The sequence below is a fragment of the Streptomyces sp. CHD11 genome, from assembly GCF_018638295.1.
Classification (GTDB): domain Bacteria; phylum Actinomycetota; class Actinomycetes; order Streptomycetales; family Streptomycetaceae; genus Streptomyces.
On the sequence record NZ_JABTTS010000025.1, the window covers coordinates 1 to 20,940 of the forward strand.

The 20,940-nt window shown below is 72.6% G+C and carries 12 protein-coding genes; 10 read left to right on the plus strand and 2 right to left on the minus strand.

Going from position 1 to position 20,940, the window contains the following annotated elements:
* Positions 1–32: 32 nt before the first annotated feature.
* The 9 genes from HTV45_RS22485 to HTV45_RS22525 all read left to right on the plus strand — a co-directional run bounded on the left by HTV45_RS22485 (position 33) and on the right by HTV45_RS22525 (position 17,211).
* Complete coding sequence (locus tag HTV45_RS22485) at positions 33–7,169, plus strand: non-ribosomal peptide synthetase (protein WP_215207650.1); 7,137 nt, start codon at positions 33–35, stop codon at positions 7,167–7,169.
* Entirely contained in the window at positions 7,169–7,384 is a 216-nt protein-coding gene (locus HTV45_RS22490) for an MbtH family protein (RefSeq protein WP_285899676.1), read from the plus strand. The genes HTV45_RS22485 and HTV45_RS22490 overlap by 1 nt, the downstream gene beginning before the upstream one ends.
* 153 nt (positions 7,385–7,537) lie before the next feature.
* A complete protein-coding gene (locus HTV45_RS22495) occupies positions 7,538–8,659 on the plus strand; it encodes a tryptophan dimethylallyltransferase family protein (RefSeq protein ID WP_215207651.1) in 1,122 nt (373 codons plus the stop codon).
* Positions 8,656–9,546, plus strand: a complete 891-nt coding sequence (locus tag HTV45_RS22500; RefSeq protein WP_215207652.1) for an acetaldehyde dehydrogenase (acetylating) — start codon at positions 8,656–8,658, stop codon at positions 9,544–9,546. The genes HTV45_RS22495 and HTV45_RS22500 overlap by 4 nt, the downstream gene beginning before the upstream one ends.
* On the plus strand, positions 9,543–10,589 hold the full coding sequence (dmpG, locus tag HTV45_RS22505) for a 4-hydroxy-2-oxovalerate aldolase (protein WP_215207653.1): 1,047 nt from the start codon (positions 9,543–9,545) through the stop codon (positions 10,587–10,589). Before HTV45_RS22500 ends, dmpG begins: the two co-directional genes overlap by 4 nt.
* A gap of 20 nt (positions 10,590–10,609) precedes the next feature.
* Entirely contained in the window at positions 10,610–11,593 is a 984-nt protein-coding gene (locus tag HTV45_RS22510) for a methyltransferase (protein ID WP_215207654.1), read from the plus strand.
* Positions 11,590–12,378 carry a 2-keto-4-pentenoate hydratase gene (locus HTV45_RS22515; protein WP_215207655.1) on the plus strand — a complete coding sequence of 263 codons (789 nt, stop codon included), beginning with the start codon at positions 11,590–11,592 and terminating at the stop codon, positions 12,376–12,378. The genes HTV45_RS22510 and HTV45_RS22515 overlap by 4 nt, the downstream gene beginning before the upstream one ends.
* A gap of 371 nt (positions 12,379–12,749) precedes the next feature.
* A complete protein-coding gene (locus HTV45_RS22520; RefSeq protein ID WP_215207726.1) occupies positions 12,750–13,643 on the plus strand; it encodes a glycosyltransferase family 2 protein in 894 nt (297 codons plus the stop codon).
* A gap of 388 nt (positions 13,644–14,031) precedes the next feature.
* On the plus strand, positions 14,032–17,211 hold the full coding sequence (locus HTV45_RS22525) for a BTAD domain-containing putative transcriptional regulator (protein WP_215207656.1): 3,180 nt from the start codon (positions 14,032–14,034) through the stop codon (positions 17,209–17,211).
* Here HTV45_RS22525 and HTV45_RS22530 read toward each other — a convergent pair whose 3' ends face one another.
* Positions 17,212–18,903 carry a bifunctional 3'-5' exonuclease/DNA polymerase gene (locus HTV45_RS22530; RefSeq protein WP_215207657.1) on the minus strand — a complete coding sequence of 564 codons (1,692 nt, stop codon included), beginning with the start codon at positions 18,901–18,903 and terminating at the stop codon, positions 17,212–17,214.
* A gap of 64 nt (positions 18,904–18,967) precedes the next feature.
* Positions 18,968–19,717 (minus strand): Clp protease N-terminal domain-containing protein, encoded by a 750-nt coding sequence (locus HTV45_RS22535; RefSeq protein WP_215207658.1) that lies wholly within the window; start codon positions 19,715–19,717, stop codon positions 18,968–18,970.
* Positions 19,718–19,803: 86 nt separating this feature from the next.
* On the opposite strand from HTV45_RS22535, the gene HTV45_RS22540 reads away from it, so the two are divergent.
* A complete protein-coding gene (locus tag HTV45_RS22540) occupies positions 19,804–20,937 on the plus strand; it encodes a DUF2786 domain-containing protein (protein ID WP_215207659.1) in 1,134 nt (377 codons plus the stop codon).
* The last annotated feature ends 3 nt before the right edge of the window (positions 20,938–20,940 follow it).

Genomic DNA, 20,940 nt, shown 5'->3' on the forward strand with positions numbered 1-20,940 from the left:
CCGACGGCGGTCCGGCCGGTCTGACGGGTGTCGTGGAGTTCTCCACCGATCTGTACGAGCGGTCGACGATCGAGGCGTTCACGGTGCGGTGGAGGCGTGTGCTGAAGGCGATGGTGGCGGCGCCGGAGTCCCGGCTGAGTGAGGTGGATCTGCTCGGTGCGGATGAGCGGGTCCGGCTGCTGAGCCAGTGGGGGGCGGCGGAGTCCGCTGTCGACGCGGTGACGCTGGCCGGGTTGTTCCAGCGGCGGGTCGGGGTGACGCCGGACGCGGTGGCGGTGGTCGAGGGGGGTGTCGGCTGGTCGTACGCGCGGTTGAACGCGTATGCGAACCGGGTGGCCTGGTATCTGATCGGCCGGGGGGTGGGGGCCGAGGATGTCGTCGGTGTGGTGTTGCCGCGCGGGGTCATGCAGGTGGCCACGGTGCTGGGTGTGGTGAAGGCGGGGGCGGCGTTTCTGCCGGTGGATCCGGCCTATCCGCGGGCGCGGGTGGAGTACGTGTTGCAGGATGCCGGGCCGGCGCTGGTGATCGGTGAGTCGGAGGTGTTCGNCGGTGTGGTGTTGCCGCGCGGGGTCATGCAGGTGGCCACGGTGCTGGGTGTGGTGAAGGCGGGGGCGGCGTTTCTGCCGGTGGATCCGGCCTATCCGCGGGCGCGGGTGGAGTACGTGTTGCAGGATGCCGGGCCGGCGCTGGTGATCGGTGAGTCGGAGGTGTTCGAGGGACTGCCCGAGCATGATCCCGGTGACCGGGACCGAATACGTCCGGTGGGCGTGGACCATCCGGCGTACGTCATCTACACGTCCGGATCGACCGGACGGCCCAAGGGCGTCGTGGTGACCCACCGAGGGCTCGCGAACCTCGCCGCCACCCTGCGTCAGCGCTGCGCCGCCGCCGACGACAGCAGGATCATGCAGTTCTCGTCGCCGGGCTTCGACGCTGCGGTCCTGGAACTCGTCTGGGCCTGGGACTCCGGCGCCGCCCTGGTGATCGCCTCGGCGGATCGCCTGGCCGGTGAGGAACTGGCGCGGGCGCTCGCCGATCACCGCGTCACCCACGCCCTGATCCCGCCGTCGGTACTGAGCACCCTGCCGGCCGAGGCGCCGCAGGCCCTGACCGGCTTCCGGACCCTCATCGTCGGTGCCGAGGCGTGCCCGCCGGAACTGCTGCGGGCCTGGGCGCCCGGCCGGCGCATGGTGAACGCCTACGGGCCCACCGAGTCGACCGTCGTCGCCAGCCAGACCGGCGCACTGAGCGAGCCCCCGGTGACGATCGGCAAGCCGGCCCTCGGCACCCGGCTGTATGTACTGGACGAGACCCTCGGGCCGGCGGCGCCGGGGGTGCCGGGGGAGCTGTACATCGCGGGTGCCGGGGTGGCACGTGGCTACCGGGGGCGTCCTACCCTGACGGCGTCACGTTTCCTCGCCGATCCGTACGGGCCGGCCGGGTCGCGGATGTACCGCACCGGCGACCTGGTCCGCTGGAACACCGAGGGTGACCTGGAGTATCTCGGCCGCACCGACGAACAGGTGAAGATCCGGGGCTTCCGCGTGGAGCCCGGCGAGGTGGAACGCGTCCTCGCCGCGCAGGCATCGGTCGCGCGAGCCGTCGTGGTGCCGCGGCAGGACCGCTCGGGTGCCGTCTCGCTCGCCGCCTACGTCGTGCCGGCCGCTGAGGGGTCCGCGGTGGACTTCGACGACCAGCTCGACGAATGGCGCAGCATCTACCACCAGGTGTACGGCGGGCTGTCGCACGAGCCGGGCGCCGATTTCGCGGGCTGGAACAGCTCCTTCACCAGCACGCCCATCCCGATCGACCAGATGCGGGAGTGGCAGCGGTCCGCGGTGGACCAGGTGGCCCGGTTCGGGCCTCGCCGGGTGCTCGAGATCGGTGCGGGCTCCGGCCTGGTGATGATCCCCCTGGTTCAGCTTCAGCGGACCGAGGAGTACTGGGCCACGGACTTCTCGGCGGCCGCCGTGGAGAGACTGCGGGAGTACGCGCGGGAACAGGGCTGGGAGCACGTGCACCTGCGATGCCGGCCGGCTCATGACGTGTCCGGGCTGCCCCGCGGCCACTTCGACACCATCGTGCTGAACTCGGTCGTCCAGTACTTCCCGAGCGCCGACTACCTGCGCGACGTACTGGGCAAGGCGATCGATCTGCTGGCCGACGGCGGCCGGTTGATCGTCGGCGACGTACGGCACCACGGTCTGCTGCGAGCCTTGCACGCGGCGGTGCAGCGGTTCCGGAATCCCGGGTCGGGCGCGTCGGCCGTGGACCACGCGGTGGCCGTGGAGAAGGAACTGCTCCTCGCGCCCGAGTTCTTCACAGCTTTCCGGCACCCCCGGCTGACCGGCGTCGAGGTGCTGCTCAAGCGGGGTGACGCGGACAACGAGCTGACCGCGTACCGCTACGAGGTGGTGCTGCACACCGGCGCCGCGCGACCGGTCGGAGAACTGCCGGAGCTGGTCTGGGGCCGTGATGTCCGGGATGCCACTGATCTGTACGAGGTGACGGCACCGGCGCGGGTGACCCGGATCCCCAACCCGCGGCTTGCCGGCACGACCGATCCGCGGCTGCATCCCGAACGGGTACGCCAGTGGGCGGCGGGCCACGCCTGGCGGGCGGTGCTGACCTGGTCGCCGCGCAACCGGGACACCTACGACGCGGTGCTGCTCGCCGGCACCGGCGAGGACGAACCGCTCGCGGACGTGTACCGCCCGGGCAGCCCCGAAGCGGTCGCCAACGTGCCCGCGGCCGCCCGGACCGCCGGTGAGCTCGTGTCCGAGCTGCGCGGCACGGTCAAGTCGCTGCTGCCCGACCACATGGTGCCGGCCACGATCACGCCGATCGAGCGGATCCCGCTCACCCCGAACGGGAAGATCGACCGCAAGGCGCTGCCGGAACCCGAGGTCGTGACCACCGGCGCCGGGGACCGCGGCCCGCGCGACCCGTACGAGGAGATCCTGTGCGAGCTGTTCGCCGACCTCCTCGGGCGGCCCCGGGTCGGTGTCGACGACAGCTTCTTCGACCTGGGCGGCCACTCGCTGCTGGCCACCCGGCTGACCAGCCGCATCCGCGCCGTCCTGGGCATCGAGGTGCCCCTGCAGCAGGTGTTCGCCGCGTCGTCACCCGCCCAGCTCGCCGTGGCGCTGGCACAGGGGTCGGCCCAGGACCGTACGGCGCCCGTCCTTGAGCCGCAGCCCCGGCCGGAGTTGCTGCCCCTGTCGTTCGCGCAGCAGCGCCTGTGGTTCCTGCACAAGCTGGAGGGCCCGTCGGCGACGTACAACTCGCCGCTGGCGATGCGGCTGTCCGGAGCCCTCGACGTGACCGCGATGCGGTCCGCCCTGGGTGACGTGGTCGCCCGGCACGAGGCGCTGCGCACCGTCTTCGCCGAACGCCGCGGAGTGCCGTACCAGCGGATCCTGTCCGCCGACGGCATCGGCATCGAGCTGCCGGTGCGTGAGGTGTCCGAGGACGACCTGGCGCGGGTGCTCCGGGACGCCTCCCGGCACCAGTTCGACCTGGCGCGGGAGATCCCGTTGCGGGCACGGCTGTTCACCACGGGTCCCGACGAATGGGTGCTGCTGCTGGTCGTGCACCACGTCGCCGCGGACGGCTGGTCGATGCGGCCGCTGACCGGTGACCTGACGACGGCGTACGAGGAACGCGTGGCAGGGCGTGCCCCGTCCTGGGCGCCCTTGCCGGTGCAGTACGCGGACTACGCGCTGTGGCAGCGCGGGATGCTGGGCGACGACGCCGACCCGGACAGTCGGATCGGCCGCCAACTCGGGTACTGGCAACAGCAGTTGGCCGGCCTGCCGCGGCTGGTGACGTTGCCGACCGACCGGCCGCGCCCGGAGGAGGCCGGTCACCGGGGTGAGACGCTGACCCGCAATCTCGACGCGGACCTGCACCAGGCCCTGCGAGCGCTGGCCCGCGGCAACGGATCCACCCTGTTCATGGTCCTCCAGGCGGCGCTCGGCGCGCAGCTGAGCCGCAGCGGGGCCGGCACCGACATCCCGGTGGGCGCGCCGATCGCGGGACGGGTCGACGACGCCCTCGACGACCTGATCGGCTTCTTCATCAACACGCTGGTCCTGCGCATCGACACCTCGGGCGGCCCGAGCTTCGGCGCGCTTCTGGAGCAGGTGCGCGACACGAGCCTGGCCGCGTACGCCCATCAGGACATTCCCTTCGACCACCTGGTGGAGAAGCTCAACCCCGACCGGTCGCCCGCGCACCACCCGCTCTTCCAGGTGCAGCTCGTGCTGCAGAACACACCGGAGGCCGAGTTCGAGCTGGCCGGTCTGACCGCACGGCCGCAGCTGGACGGGGTTGAGACCGGTGTGGCCCGGGTGGATCTCACCGTCAACGCGATCGAGACGTTCGACGACCGCGGCGCGCCCGGCGGCCTGATCCTCGTCGTCGAGTACGCCACCGATCTCTACGACGGTGCGACCGTCGACGCCTTCCTCGACGAGTTCGGGCGGCTGCTGCGTGAAGTCGTCGAAGCTCCCCACCAACCCATCGGAGGACTTGAATTGACGAGCGGGGCGGAAGTCAACCTTGCGGAACCCGTACCGGGAACGCTGCCGTGGCTGTTCGAGACCTGGGCGACGGCCGACCCGTCCGCGATCGCCGTGACCGACGGCGCGGCCGGCCTCACCTACGCCGAGCTGAACAGCCGCGCGAACCGGATGGCGCGGGCGCTGATCGACCGCGGCGCGGGCCCGGAGGACCTCGTCGCCGTGCTGCTGCCACGCAGTGTCCAACAGGTCGTCACGATCCTGGCGATCGCCAAGAGCGGGGCGGCGTATCTGCCGATCGACCCGGCCTACCCGGCCGACCGGGTGGCGTACCTCTGCGCGGACGCCCGGCCGAAACTGGTGGTGACGGATGCCTCCGGAGCCGCCCGCCTCGGCGCGGAGCAGCCGGTGATGAACATCGACGGCCCGGCCACCGTCGCACAGTGGGAGGCCCTGCCGGACACCAATCCGACCGACCGGGACCGCTCGGCCGGCCTCGGTCTGCACCACCCCGCGTACGTCATCTACACCTCGGGATCGACCGGTCGCCCCAAGGGCGCGGTGATCACCCACGCGGGGCTGTCGGACGCGGCCGAGGCATGGCGGGACCGCTGGGGCCTCGGTGCGGGTTGCCGCGTCCTGCAGCTCTCCTCGCCGAGCTTCGACGCCTCGATCATGGACCTCGTCGTCGCGTTCGCCGCGCACGGGACGCTCGTCCTTCCCGAGCCGGGCCTGATCGCGGGCGAGCCGCTGGCCGGGGTGCTGGCCGAGCAGCGGATCACGCACCTGGTGACGCTGCCGTCGGTACTGGCGAGCCTGCCGGCCGACGCGCCGGGCCGGCTCACCGATCTGCGCGGTCTGCTCCTCGGCGGCGAGGTCCTCACGCCCGGTCTCGCCGCCCGCTGGTCGCCGCAGCGGCGCATGGTCAACGTCTACGGCCAGACCGAGACCACCGTCGCCTGCACGATGACCGACCCCCTCAACAGCGCGGACGGCGCAGACGGCGAACGCGTCACGGTCGGCCGGCCCAACCCGGGGACGCGGGTCTACGTCCTCGACGCGGCCCTGCGGATCGTGCCGCCCGGCACCGATGGCGAGGTGTACGTCGCGGGCCCGGCCGTGGGCCGCGGATACCTGCACCGCCCCGGGCTGACCGCGAGCCGGTTCGTCGCCGACCCGTACGGCCCGGCCGGCTCGCGGATGTACCGCACCGGGGACATCGGCCGTCTCAACCACGCGTTCGAGCTGGAGTTCGTGGGCCGTACCGACGACCAGGTCAAGATCCGCGGGATGCGGGTGGAGCCCGGCGAGGTGGAGGCCGCGCTGGCGAAGCACCCGGCCGCGGCGCGGGCCGCCGTGGCCGTACGGGCCGACCGCCAGGGTGACCCGGCGCTGTTCGGCTACGTGGTCCCCGCCCGCCCCGGCGCCGACGTCACCGGCATCCGGGAGGACCTGCGCCGGTCGCTGCCGGAGCATCTGGTGCCGACGGTCGTGATGGCGCTGGAGGAGTTGCCGCTGACGCCGAACGGCAAGGTGGACCGGGAGGCGCTGCCGGTGCCGCAGGTCGCGGCACCGGTGGGGCGCGGACCACGCAGCGCACAGGAGGAGATCCTCTGCGGTCTGTTCGCCGAGGTGCTGGACCTGGGACGGATCGGCGTCGAGGACAACTTCTTCGACCTCGGCGGCCACTCCCTGCTGGCGAACAAGCTCATCGCCCGGATCGCCGAGGTGATGGGCATGGAGATTCCGATCCGGACCTTCTTCGCCGGGCCCACCGTCGCGCAACTCGCCGGGCACCTCGGCTCCGACAGCACGGACAACGCCTTCGACGTACTCCTTCCGCTGCGCACCGAGGGCACCCTGCCGCCGCTGTTCTGCATCCACCCGGGGGCGGCGATCTGCTGGTCCTACTCGGATCTGCTGCTGCATCTGAGCCCCGACTTCCCGGTGTACGGGCTGCAGTCCCGCGCGCTGAGTCACCCGGACGAGCTGCCGGAAACCCTGATCCAGGTCGCGGACGACTGCATCGAGGAGATGCGTCAGGTGCAGAAGACCGGGCCCTACTACCTGCTCGGGCAGTCGTTCGGCGGCGTCGTGGCGCACGCCATGGCCGCCCGTCTGGAGGCCGCGGGAGAACGGGTCGGGCTCATCGTCGCGCTCGACTCCGAACCGTCCAGGCCGCTGACCGAGGAGGAACAGCAGCAGGTAGTCGAGGCCACCGCCAAGGTCTACGCCGGCATCCTCGAGGTGCTGGGCATCGACCCGGCGGCCCTGCCGAGCGGAGAGCTCACCTTCGCGCAGTTCTCGGAGCTGGCCCGGAACACCAACACGGTCCTGGGCAACGTCGCCGAGGACGAGTTCCAGCTCCTGATGGACATCCTGCACCGCAACATCTCCATCGCCACCAAGCACCGGCCGGAACGGGTCGACGCCGACATGCTGATCTTCGGCGCGACCGAGGAACGCGAGCGGGTGCTCGACCCCGAGGTGTGGCGGGACTTCGTCGGCGGCGACATCACGTACCGCCCGGTCCCGACCGGCCACAGCACGATCATGACGCCGGACGCGCTCAAGCTGATCGGCCCGATCCTCGAGGAACACCTCCGGGCCGTCACAGCCAACGCGACAACCCAGGAGGAGAACTGATGGGCAACCCGTTCGACGACACCGAGGGGACGTTCCTGGTGCTGGTCAACGACGAGGGCCAGTACTCGATGTGGCCCGCGGTCACCGACGTGCCGGCCGGGTGGACCGTCGCCCACACCGAGGACACCCACCAGGCGTGCCTCGACTACGTCGAGGAGCACTGGACCGACATGCGGCCGCGGAGCCTGGTCCGCGCCATGGGCGAGGAGTCCTGAACCTCGCATGCGGGACCGGCTCGGCTCCTCCGTGTGGGTCCCGGCCGTGACCGAACGCGTCGCCGCGACGGGGCGGGGCCGCAGACCTTCATCCGGACACGTGGCGTTGGGTCACTCCGCGCCCCGACGTGGATTCTGACAAGGAGAACCGAGTTGACCGAGGAGTCGGCAACGGTCCGAGATGCCTGCGCCACGATATTGGAGAAGACGGCACGGACCCTGCAACTGGGAGCCGGTGGTACGGAATTCGTCGCGACGTTCCGGGCCATGACCGCCCACTGGGGCGCCGCCCGCCCCAACGACCTTCCCCTGTCGGACGTGTCGCCCGACGGGTCTCCGGTGGAGTACGCCGTCGACCTCGACGGGCACGCGCCCGCCCTTCAGTTCGCCATGGAGCCACTGACCGCGGGCGTGCCGGCCCGCGACCCCGCCGCGGCGCGGACGCTCATGCCGCTGCTCGCCGAACGCTACGGCACCGGCATGGCCCGGTGGTCGGCCGCCGCGGACCGGCTCCTGACCGACGACGCGCACGGGCCGCATGTGTCCATGTACGGCGCCGAGGTGCGCTCCGGCGCCCCGATCCGGTTCAAGGTCTGGTTCTACCTGGACGGGAACGGCCCCGACGGAATGTTCGACCTGCTGTACACCGCCCTGGACCGGATGGGGGCGACACATCTGTGGCCGGTGGTCCAGGCGCACGTCCACCGGGCCGGGTACGACGTGCCGTTCCTGCTCTCGCTGGATCTGGACGACGACCCCGCGGCCCGGGTGAAGGTCTACTTCCGGCACTTCGGCGCGGACGCCGACGAAGTGGCGGCGGTTCTCAAGACCTACCCGGGTTTCGAACCCGGGGAGGTGCGCGACTTCTGCAGGACCATGACGGGCGGCCGCCGCCACTTCAGCGACCAGCCGCCCGTCACCTGCCTGTCGCTGTTCGACGCACAGACCCACGAACGCGCCGCGGCCACGCTCTACATCCCGCTGTGGACGTACGCGGAGCACGACGGCGAGGTGCGGCAACGGGTCCACCGTGCCCTCGCCGCGTATCCGCAGGCGCTGCGCCGCTACGACAGCGTGCTCGCCGGCATCGCCCACCGCGGGCTCGACGCGGGAACCGGGATCCACAACTACGTCTCCTGGCAGCCGGGCCGCGCCCGCCCCCGCGTGAAGGTCTACCTGTCGCCGGAGATGCACGACGTGAATCCTCCGCCGCTCGGCGTGAGCCAACAGGATCACCTCGGTAGCCAGCCCACTGCGAAAGGAAGGACCGAATGAGTACGCAGGTGCATCCGGCTCCGCTGCGGACCGCCATCGTGGGGACCGGGAACATCGGAACCGATCTGCTGCTGAAGGTCGAGGCGTCCCCGCTGCTGACGTGCGTGCTCTTCGCCGGTCGGCGGGCCGATTCGTCCGGCATCGAGCTGGCCTGCGGCCGCGGGGTGGCCACGAGCACCGACGGCATCGATGCGGTCGTCGACGCGCAGGCCGAGATAGACCTGGTGTTCGACGCGACCTCCGCCGGCGACGCCACCCGCCACTGGGGCATCGCCGAGCCGCTGGGGCTGCCGTTCATCGACCTCACGCCGGCCAACCGGGGCACGTTCTGCGTGCCGGCTCTCAACCTCGAGGACTGCGTCGAGGAGCAGTACCTCTCCATGGTGACCTGCGGCGGTCAGGCGGCGGTCCCGATGGCCCGCTGCATCACGCAGATCGCGGGCCACGTCGACTACCTGGAGATCGTCTCGGCGAGCGCCTCGGCCACCGTGGGCCCGGCCTCGCGGGCGAACCTGGACGAGTACGTACACACGACGGAACAGGCGACCGCCGAATTCTGCAGCGCCACGCGGACCAAGACCGTGCTGATCATCAATCCGGCCGACCCCGGCATCGTCATGCGCAACTCCATCGCGGTGTCCACCACCGAGCGCATCGACCTCGACGCCCTGCGGGACTCGGTCACCACCATGGAGAAGCAGATCCGCTCCTACGTTCCCGGTTACCGGGTCGTGGTGCCGCCGGTCGCCACCGGCGACCGCTACATGCTCACCGTGGAGGTCGAGGGGCGGGGCGACTACTTCCCGCGCTACGCAGGCAACCTGGACATCATCACCTGCGCCGCCGTCGCCGCGGCGGAGGCCCGCACCGGGCGGGGGCGGTCATGAGCGGGAACCTCCAGATCTGCGACACGACGCTGCGGGACGGCAACCACGCCGTCGCCCACCAGCTGGGGCGCGCGGACATCAGCGCGTACGCGCGAGCGGCCGAGGCGGCCGGCGTGGACGTCGTCGAGGTCGGGCACGGCAACGGGCTCGGTGCCTCCTCCATCCAGGTCGGCATCGCGGCCATCAGCGATACGGAGATGCTGCTCGCCGCCAAGGCCGAGCTGCGCGACTCCCGGCTCGGCGTGCTCTCCATCCCCGGTTTCGCCAGCGTCGAACGCGACCTCAGGCCCGCCCTCGACTGCGGCGTGGACGAGGTCCGGGTGGGTGCCCACTGCACCGAGGCCGACGTCACCCGCCAGCAGATCACGATGCTGCGGGCCATGGGCGTACCGGTGAAGGGAATGCTGCTGATGAGCCACATGGCGCCGGCCGAGAAGCTGGTCGAACAGGCACGGCTCATGCAGAACTACGGCGCCGAGGCCGTCGTGCTGATGGACTCGGCCGGCGCGTACACCCCGCGGCAGGTGCGCGAGAAGGTCGGCGAGCTGGTCGACAAGCTCGACATCGCGATCGGTTTCCACGCCCACAACAACCTCGGCCACTCGGTGATCAACAGTGTGACCGCGATCAGTGCGGGGGCGACCATCGTGGACGTCACGGCGCGCGGGTTCGGCGCGGGGGCGGGCAACGCGCCGATCGAACTGGTCGCCGCCAACCTGCACGTCGAGCGGATAGACACACGGATCAGGCTGTTCGGCGCCCTGGACGCGGCGGACACGGCCGAGGAGCGGTTCGTGAAGCACGTACCGACCAACGACAGCGTCACCATCGCCAGCGGCATCGCCGGGGTGTTCTCCGGATTCGCGGCGCCGGTGCGGCGGGCGAGCCTGCGCTTCGACGTCGATCCCCGCGAGGTCCTGCTCGAACTGGGCAAGCGGCGGGTGGTGGCCGGCCAGGAGGACACCATCATCGAGGTCGCCATGGCACTGGCCGCCGAGCGGACGCCCGCGGACCTGTCGCGCATCACTGTCGACCACATCTGACGGGCAAGGGAGAAGTAATCGTGCAAGGGCACACCCCGCAATCCGTGGCCGACGCGGCCGCGGTCGCCACACTGCTGCAGATCGGTGCCGAGATCGGCGCCGACCAGGTCCTGGACTCCGGCGGGACTTTCAGCGCCGCGCGCATGGCCAAGGCCGCCGACGTCCCGCTCGCCGGCATCACCACCTACCTGACGGCGCTGCTCGCGGCCGGCCTGATCGTCGAAACCGAGGTCCCGGGAGACTTCCAGGTGGCCGCCGACTACAGCGACCTGCGCCACCAGGCCGGGTACGTGTCCTGGGCGATGCACGCCAACGGCCCCTTCATCGACAACGCCCGTGCGTTCCTGATCGACCCCGTCGAGGCCGCTCGCACCCACCGGCGCGACGGACAGCGGGTCGCGGTCAGCTCGCGGTGGATCGGCGAACGCGCGTTCTATCCGCAGATCGTCGAACGGGTTGTGGCGGCCGGCGCGCTCCGGGTGACGGACCTCGGCGCCGGGGCGGGCGGACTGCTCATCAAGCTGCTGCACGAGCATCCGGCACGCACCGCCACCGCCGTCGACAGCAATGGCGCCGCCTGTGCCGCGGCGCGTGAGGCTGCCCACGCCGCCGGTGTGCACGAACGCCTGACGGTCGTCGAGCGGCCGATCGAGTCGCTGGTCGACGACCCCGGGCCGGTCGCGGGTGCGGAAGCCATCCTGGCCTGCTACGTCATGCACGACATCGTGGCGGACGACAGCACGGCCCGGAACGTCCTCGGTGCCCTGCGCGACGCGCTCCGCCCCGGCGGATTCCTCGCCGTGGCCGATGCGGTCTCCTACGCGCAGGGGCCGGAGGAACGCAAGTTCAGTGCGCTCTTCACCTATCTGCACGCCACCTTCATGAGCGTCTCCCTTCCCACCGAGCAGGAGTGGCTGGACAAGTTCGAGAAGGCGGGCTTCTCGCAGACCAGGACCGTGCCGATCGGCCTGCCCGGGGGCCGGCTCTTCGTGGCGACCGGATGACGACCGCCGCGCGGACACTCCACCGCGAACTCGGCGCCGAGCTCTGGAACGCCGCCAGAACCCGCCGGCCGGTGCCGCCGGTGTCGATCCGGTACCCGCGACTCGGCCTGGCGGACGCGTACGCGATCCAGAGTGAGGTCCGCGCGCTCGAAGTGGCGAGCGGTGCCGGTCTGGCCGGGCTCAAGATCGGAGCCACCAGTGAGGTGATCCAGAAGATGTTCGGCATCGACCATCCCGACTTCGGCTACCTGACCGATCGCATGGTCCTGCCCGACGGCGTCCTCCTCGACCTGCGCGGGTTCATCTCGCCGAAGGTCGAGGGCGAGATCGCCTTTCGGATGGCGGAGGATCTGAGCGGCCCCGCGGTCACGGCTCAGGACGTGCTCGACGCCACCACGGCGGTCTGCCCCGTCCTGGAGGTGCTCGACAGCCGGATCGAGGCATGGGAGATCGGCCTGGTGGACACCGTCGCCGACAACGCGTCCTCCGCCGCGGCCGTGGTCGGCTCCGGCGTCGCGCCGGACACGACCGACCTGGCGGCGGCGCGGATGGTACTGCGCAGCGGCGACACCGAGTACACCGGGAGCGGCTCGGCGGTCATGGGACATCCCGCGGAGTCGGTGGCGTGTCTGGTCCGGATCCTGGCGGAGTTCGGCACCGGCATCAGCGCCGGCGACCTCGTGCTGGCCGGCTCCTGGTCCGGCGCGGTGGACCTGCTGCCAGGCCAGGAGGTACATGCCTCGTTCGGCGTCCTGGGGTCGGTGTCCATGAGGACACAGGACTGAAAGGGAAACGGTGGTGGACCCTGAGAGGCCGCGCCGCGGCGCACGCCCTGCCGGACTGCGGTCGTTCACGGGTTGACGTACGGCCGGGCCGGCACGGGCCCCGGAGCGGGCCCGGTGCACGAGTCATCCGGCGCAGGAGGAGGCGCGGGCGGACTCCGTTGCCGGTGTCGGCGTACGAGTGGCGGTCCGGGCGGTGGGCTTCGGTGCGGTAGCGGGTCGCAGGGTGAACGCCTTGCCCCGACTTCCGTATATAAGGGTGCGTCCGGTGGGCCCGTCGGGCCCTTCACCGGCGGGTGTCATTGAGGCGTCCGCACTGTGAACGGTTAGCATCGCCCGTCAGCGGAGCTGCCAGTTGAGTTGAGGTGAGGGACATCGAGACGCCGAGGATCGCGGTCGCCGTCGTGACCATGGGAAACCGGCCGGCCGAGGTGGACGCGCTGCTGGAGTCCGTCGCCAAGCAGGACGTGCCGCCCGCCCGGATCGTGATCGTGGGCAATGGCTGCCCGCTGCCCGAGTTCGCCCAGCGGCTTTCGCTGCCCGGCGAGGTCACCACCGTCGAGCTGGAGGAGAACCTCGGCTGCCCCGGCGGGCGGAACGTGGGGATCGAGCGGCTGCGGGAGTTCGGGGACGTGGATGTGGTCGTCGAGCTGGACGACGACGGTCTGCTCATCGACGCCGATGTGCTGCGGCGCGTGCGGGAGTTGTACGCCGCCGACGACCGGCTCGGGATCGTCGGGTTCCGGATCGCCGACGAACTGGGCGAGACGCAGCAGCGGCATGTGCCGCGGCTCGGGAAGGCCGACCCGATGAAGGGCGGGTACGTCACCGGATTCCTCGGCGGCGGGCACGCGCTGCGGATGACGATGCTGGACGAGATCGGTGACTGGCCCGGCGCGTTCTTCTTCGCGCACGAGGAGACCGACCTCGCCTGGCGTGCCGCCGACGCGGGGTGGCGCATCCTCTACGCGCCCGAACTGCTGCTCCAGCACCCGAAGACCTCGCCCGCCCGGCACGCCATCTACTTCCGGGTCAACGCCCGGAACAGGGTGTGGCTGGCCCGGCGGCGACTGCCGCTCGTGCTCGTACCCGTCCATCTCGGGGTGTGGGCGCTGCTCACCCTGCTGCGGAACCGGTCGGTGTCCGGGCTGCGTGCCTGGTGGGGCGGGTTCGTGGAGGGCATGCGGGAGCCTGCCGGGGAACGGCGGGCGATGCGCTGGCGGACGGTGTGGCGGCTCACCCGGCTCGGACGGCCGCCGGTCATCTGAAGCGCCGGGTGGCGGACAGAAGGGGGCCGGACACGTGCCGGCCCCGTCCGGACGCGCCTGCGTCTCCGCGTCTCCCACCGCACCGGGTGCGGAGTCGTCCGTCCGGGAGGCCCGGCGTCGAAGGCGCGAGACCTTCCGGAGTGCCGCTCCGAAGGGCTGCCTGAGCCGGGAGTCCCAACGGATTCCTCAGGGAGGGGAGCAGCCGGCTCCGCAGACCGGGACCCCGTGTCCGGACCGGGCCGCGGCGGTGACACTCCCCCGAGCTGCGCGTGCCACGCGCGCACCGCCGGGCCGGATCCGATGTAGTGATCACATCAGACTTTGCCAACGGATCGCTAACATATGGCCCTGTTCCTGCGTTCAGTGAGCCGGAAGGCAGTGGTGCGGCGTGACACGGCACGGACTGCGGTTCGGACTGCTGGGGACGCCGGTGCTGTACCAGGACGGCGTCGCGGCCGACGGCGGATGTGGCGTCCCCGGTTCCGTGCAGGTCATCGGGAGTGCCAAGCTCCGCGTTCTGCTGACCGTGTTGCTGCTCGACGCCGGACGCGTCGTCTCCATCGAGGCGCTGAAGGACGCGCTGTGGGGCGGGGCGCCGCCCGTCTCCGCGCTTCCCTCCCTGCACAATCACGTGGCCCGGCTGCGACGGCTGCTCGACGACCCCGGCCGGCTGCTCACCGTGCCCACCGGGTATCTGCTCCGCGTCGACGAGGGCGAGACGGACGTACAGGTCTTCGACGCGCACACCGCCGCCGCCCGCGCCGCGCACGCCGCGCGGGACTGGGAGCGGGTGGCGCGCGAGTGCCGGGCCGCGCTGGCGCTGTGGCGGGGGGCCCCACTGGCCGGGCTGCCCCCTGAGGCGGGCGGATACGCCCTGGTGCGACGGCTGCGGGAGGCGCGGCTGTCGCTCCTGGAGTGGGGTTACGACGCCGACCTCGCCCGTGGGCACCACGCCGCTCTCGTGCCCGGGCTGGCGGCGCTGGCCGCCGAGCATCCGCTGCGGGAGGCGTACCACCGCCAGCTGATGCTCGCCCTGCACCGCACCGGCCGCCCGGCGGAGGCGCTGGTGGTGCACCGGGATCTGCGCGCCCGGCTGGTGGACGAACTCGGCATCGAACCGGGGCCGCAGGTACGCGAGGCCCATGTGGAGGTGCTGCGGGGGACGGGCGGTCACGACGGCGGCAACGGCTCCGGGGACGGCCATGGCTCCGGGGACGGCCACGACTGCGGGGACGGCCATGGTTCCGGGGACGGCCCTGGCTCCGGGGGCGGTCGCGATGACGATCCGCCCGTCGGTGCCCGCGACGGCGGCGGCGCGCCCCGTCCCGCGCAACTGCCTCCCGCGCCCGCCCACTTCACCGGCCGGGACGGAGTACTGGGTGAGCTGGTCCGTGTGCTCACGCGCCCCGTGCGGCCGACCGGGGCAGCCGTGGTCGCCGTCATCAGCGGTACCGCCGGAGTCGGCAAGAGCGCGCTCGCTCTCCGGACCGCGCATCTTCTGGCGGAACGTTTCAGCAACGGTCAGCTCCACGTCAATCTGCATGGCGCGACCCCCGGCATGGCTCCCCTCACCCCCCTCCAGGCGCTCACCGCGCTCCTGCGCGACCTGGGCACCCAGCCCTGCGCCATCCCCGAACACCCGGACGAGGCGGCCGCGTTGCTGCGCTCCCTGCTCGCTCCCACCCAGACCCTCCTGGTGCTGGACGACGCCGCGAGCGCCGCGCAGGTACGGCCGCTGCTGCCGGCCGGACCCGGCTGCGCGGTGATCGTCACCAGCCGCTCGCCGCTCACCGCCCTGGACGGGGCCGCCCGTGTCCCGCTCGTCCCGCTGTCCGACGAGGACAGTGCCGCCCTGCTGCGGGCGGTCTCCGGCCGCGACGGGCTCGGCGCCGGTCACCCGCTCGTCGCGCTCACCGGCCGGCTTCCGCTCGCCCTCCGGGTCGTCGCGGCCCGGCTCGCCGCGCGCCGGGCCCTCACGCCCGACGCCCTCGCCGGGCAGTTGAGCGCCTCCGAAAGCCGGCTGTCCCATCTGGAGTACGACGATCTCAGCGTCCGCCGCTCGCTGGCCGTCGCGCACGACGCCCTCGCCGGCTCCGGACGCGAGACCGACCGCGACGCGGCTCTCGCCCTGCGCCGTATCGGTGCCGTCGACCTGCCCGGCTACGGCGCACCCCTGCTGGCCCGGCTCACCGGTACCGACGAGCGCCGGGCCGGGGCCGCGCTGGACCGGCTCGTCGATGTGGCTCTCATGGAGGAGACCGCGTACGGGCGGTACGTCCCGCACGATCTGGTCCGCGACTTCGCCCGTGAACGCGCCCGCGCCGAAGCCGCAACCCGCGCGGACGCCACGCCCCATGCCGACCCCGGCACCGTTCCCGGCACCGACCCCCGCGAGGACCCCGCCGACACCGCCCTGCGCTGGTACGCCGCCGTCGCCGAACGCACCCTCACCGCGATCGTCGAACCCGGCCTCGACCAGGACGACCGCCGCGGCCCGGTCTCCTCCCGGCCGCCCGGACACGCCGCGCTCGTCGCCACCGTGCCGCCGTTCGCCGATGCCGGGGCGGCCTTCGCCTGGGGCGACCGGGAGCTGGAGAACATCGTCGCCCTGGTCGAGCGGTACGGCGGTGACGCGCTCGCGGAGCACGACGGCGCGGACCGGCGCGACGTCACCGTCGGTGTGCTCGTCCGTCTGCTCCATCCCTACCTCCTGCGCGGCGGCCACCTTCCCGAGCTGGAAGTGCTGGGCCGGGCGGCGCTCCGGGCGGCGCGGCGGCTCGGGGACGGGACCGCCGAGGCCTGCGCGCTGGGCGACCTGGCGGGACTGCACCATCTGACCGGGCGCAACAGCGACGCCCTCGACCTCACCGACCGCGCGCTCGGGATCTGGCGGCGGCTCGGTGCCGTCTCCTGGATCCGGCGCTCCCTCAACAACCGGGGGCTGCTGCTCGAAGCGCTCGGCCGGTACACCGAATCGGAGCGGTCCCTGCGGCAGAGCCTCGCGTACTCACGGTGGCTGGACGATCCCTACGGCGAGGCGGTCACCCACAGCCACCTCGGCAACCTGTTCGAGCACACCGATCCGGGCGCCGCGATCGAACAGCACCGCCGCTCGCTCGCCATCGGGCAGGAGATCGACTCGGTCATCGTGCGGCACTCCGCGCACTGCAACATCGGGTACGCCCACCTCCGGCTGCGCGAACCGGGCGCCGCGCTGCCGCACTTCGAGGAGAGCCTGCGCATCCTCGGCGGACACGGCGACTGGCACGGCGAATCCCAGGCCCGCCTCGGCCTGGTCCGTGCCCTGCGGCTGCTGGGGCGCTCCGACCGGGCCGGTCATGAGTGCGCCGAGCTGCTCCGCCGCGCGGACACCCGCGCCGACCGCTACACCGGCGGTCTCGCCCGCCACCAGTACGGCCTGCTGCTGCGGGAGCAGGGGCGTACCGGTCAGGCGTACGCGCAGTGGCGGTCGGCGCTCGCCGCGCTGGACGGGACGGACGAGCGGGCCGTGGTGGAGGAGCTGCGCGAACTGGTGGCCGAGCCCGCGGGGTCCCGGCCGGCGGGCTGATCACTTGGCGTCGGCATAGCACTCCACCACTGCCGTGCTGAACGGGAAGCGGACCGGTGTGGGGCCGAACGTCAGCCGGCCGGCCAGCTCCGCCGCCTGCCGGATCGCCTCGGTCACCGCCTCCGCCTCCGCCTCGGGGCAGTGCACGATCACCTCGTCGTGCTGGAAGAAGACCAGTTCGGCCGCCATGCCGCTCAGGGTCCGGCGCAGCGCGGCGAGCAGCAGCAGGGCCCAGTCGGCGGCGCTGCCCTGGACCACGAAGTTGCGGGCGAAGCGGCCACGGGCGCGGGCGTCGGTCGAGGCGTGACCCGGGAACGACGGGCGGGTGTCGGACCCCTGCTCCTCCTCGGCGAGCGGGATGCCCGCCTCCTCCACGGCGTCGTCCGTCGTACGGACGGCCGGTGGACAGGTGCGGCCCAGCCAGGTGCGGACGAGACGGCCTTCCTCGCCCGCGCGGGCGGCCTCGTCCACATAGGCCACGGCCCTGGGGAAGCGGCGTCTGAGCGCGGCGAGGTTCTTCAGGCCGTCACCGGAGGTCTGGCCGTAGACGGCGCCGAGGACGGCGAGCTTGGCATGGGCGCGGTCGCCGGAGAAGGCGCGGTCGGACACCGACTGGTAGAGGTCGCTCTCCCGGCCGGCCACCTCCATCAGTCCCGGGTCGCGGGAGATCGCCGCCAGCACCCTCGGCTCCATCTGGTCGGCGTCGGCGACGACGAGCCGCCACCCCGGGTCGGCGACGGCCGCGCGGCGGATCACCTTGGGGATCTGCAGCGCGCCCCCGCCGTTGGTCACCCAGCGGCCGGTCACCGTCCCGCCGGCGTGGAACTCGGGCCGGAAGCGGCCGTCGCGCACCCAGTCCTGGAGCCAGGACCAGCCGTGGGCGACCCAGATCCGGTAGAGCCTCTTGTACTCGAGCAGCGGTGCGACGGCCGGGTGGTCGACGGACTCCAGCTCCCAGCGGCGGGTCGAGGAGACCTTGGTGCCGGCCTGCGCGAACGCCTTGACCACATCGGCCGGCAGATCGGGCCGGACCCGGCGTCCGAAGGCGGCGGACACCTCGTCGGCGAGCTCGGCGAGCCGGCGGGGCTCACCACCGCCCGCGTACCGCCGGCCGAGCAGGTCGTCCAGCACCGCGCGGTGCACGTCCGCCCGCCAGGGCAGCCCCGCGCGGTTCATCTCGGCGGCCACCAGCATGCCCGCCGACTCGGCGGCGGTCAGCAGCCGCATCCGGTCCGGGTGCGCGGTCGCGCCGGTGCGCCGCTGCTGCCCGGCGTAGACCGCGAGGAGGTCCGTCAGGGGGAGCGGGACGCTCTGGGGTTCGAAGAGGGACGACTGCGCGCCCGGTTCTGCCTGGCGCTGCGGCGGATCGGGCGGTACGGGGCCACCGCGCAGCCGGGCCAGGGCGGCCGCGGCCGCACGGGGTTCCCCGTACCGCCCTTCGTGGCCGAGCAGGAGCGTTTCGGCGGCCTCGACGTCGTGGACCCGCTCCACTCGCACCCCCGCGGCGAGCAGGCGCGGGTAGACCTCGGCGGTGGACCGCCACACCCACCGGGTGACTCCGGGACGGCTCCGCACGGCCCCGGCGAGATCCGGTTCCCGGCGCACCTGGCCGGCGGGCAGCCCGTCCGGGCCGAGGGGCGCGACGTCCACGCCGCCTTCCTCGGCCGGAGCGAGTGCCCACCGGCCGGCCATGCCGCGAGTGTGGCAGGAGGGTCTGACAACGCACCGCGGGCCGGGCCCCCGGGGGCGGTCCGGGTCAGCCCTCCGGTGCCTCCTCGCCCTCCGTCCGCGTCTCGACGTACTGCGCCAGCATCTCCGCGATGTACCGCTCGGTGGCCGTCTTGCCGACGCCGAGGCCGCTGAGCGGGCCCTTGCCGTTCTCGTGCTCGAGCAGGGCGAGGAGGATGTGCTCGGTGCCGATGTAGTGGTGACCGAGACGGAGGGACTCGCGGAAGGTGAGCTCCAGGACCTTCTTGGCCGCCGGGCCGTACGGCACCAGCTCGGGTGCGTCCTCGACGGCCGGCGGGAGCGCCGCGCGGGCCGCCGCGCGGACCGCGTCCAGGGTGACGCCCTGCTTGGTGAGCGCCTTCACGGCGAGCCCCTGCGGCTCGGCCAGCAGGCCGAGGACCAGGTGCTCGGGGAGCCCTTCCGGGTTCTGCGCGGCCCGGGCCTCGTTGTGCGCGGCCATGACCGTGTTGCGCGCGCGGGGTGTGTAGCGGTCGAAACCCTGGCTGAGGTCGAGGTCGTTGCCCTCCTTCGGCACGAAGCGCTTCTGGGCCGCCTGCCGGGTGACGCCCATGCTCCTGCCGATGTCCGTCCAGGAGGCGCCCGAACGCCGGGCCTGGTCGACGAAGTGACCGATCAGGTGGTCGGCCACGTCGCCGAGGTGCTCACCGGCGAGGACCGCGTCCTGGAGCTGCTCCAGAGGCTCCTCGTGGACCTTCTTGATCGCCGTGATGAGGTCGTCGAGACGTACGGATGACTTGATGGCGGGGTTCGTCGTCATGCTGTCAACCGTAGGTTGTCAGCAGGGGAGCGTCAACCGGAAGTTGACACCTTCGGGTGGTGGTCCGGGCATGGCACCATCGGCCCGTGAGCACGTCCAGCACCGTCGACCGCGCCTTCCGGGCCGCCCTGTACGACACCGGCGACACCGCCCTCGACACCGGCGCCTCCCTGCTGGCCGCCGATCCGGCGGCCGACGCCGAACTGACCCGTCGGGGTGAGGACTTCGTGGCGACGGCCTGGCGGCGCGGCTGGCAGCCCGCCGACCTCGTACGGATCGTCCGGCGTGAGCTGGACGACGCGCACGTGGGGCTGGTCTCGGCGCTGATCCTGGGGCAGGCCCCGCGAGAGGACCGGTCCAGGAGCCCGCGCTGGGCGGCCCAGCTGGCCCGCCTCGACGGACGGGCCGCGGCACCCGCGCCGCGCGGGGACCGCTTCCGGTACGCCACGGCCGTACTGGAGCTCTACCGTCTGCTGCTGCGGCTGCCCGCCCTCGAACCACTCGACGAGACGGACGCGCCCGGTCCGTCAGGCCCGCACGGCCGGCGGCCGGAGTCCAGGATGCTCGGCCGTATCCGCGCGCTGCTGGCCAAGGCGGAGGCGACCGGCTTCCCGGAGGAGGCGGAGGCGCTCAGCGCGAAGGCGCAGGAGCTGATGGCACGGCACAGCGTCGACGAGGCGCTGCTCGCCGCGCGGGAGCCCTCGGCCGAGACGCCGGGTGCCTGCCGGATCGGGGTGGAACCGCCGTACGAGCAGGCCAAGGCGGTACTGCTGGACGCGGTGGCCGGCGCGAACCGCTGCCGGGCGGTGTGGAACGAGCCCTTCGGCTTCTCCACCGTGGTCGGCTTCGCCTCCGACCTGGAGGCGGTCGAACTCCTCTACACCTCGCTGCTGGTACAGGCCACCACCGCGATGACCAGGGCGGAGGCCGCGCAGCGCGCGGGCGGACGGAAGCGGACCAAGACCTTCCGGCAGTCCTTCCTGGCGGCCTACGCCCACCGCGTGGGGACACGTCTCACGGCCGCCGCCGAGACCCGGGTGAGCGACGACCTGCTCCCGGTTCTCGCCTCCCGCGCGATGGCGGTCACCGACCGCACGGACCGCCTGTTCCCGGAGACGACCACCACACGGCTGCGCGGCGTGAGCGACGCGGCGGGCTGGGAGCAGGGCTCCCGCGCGGCGGACGACGCACAGGTCGGGGCGCGGCCGCGCCTTCCCTGAGGC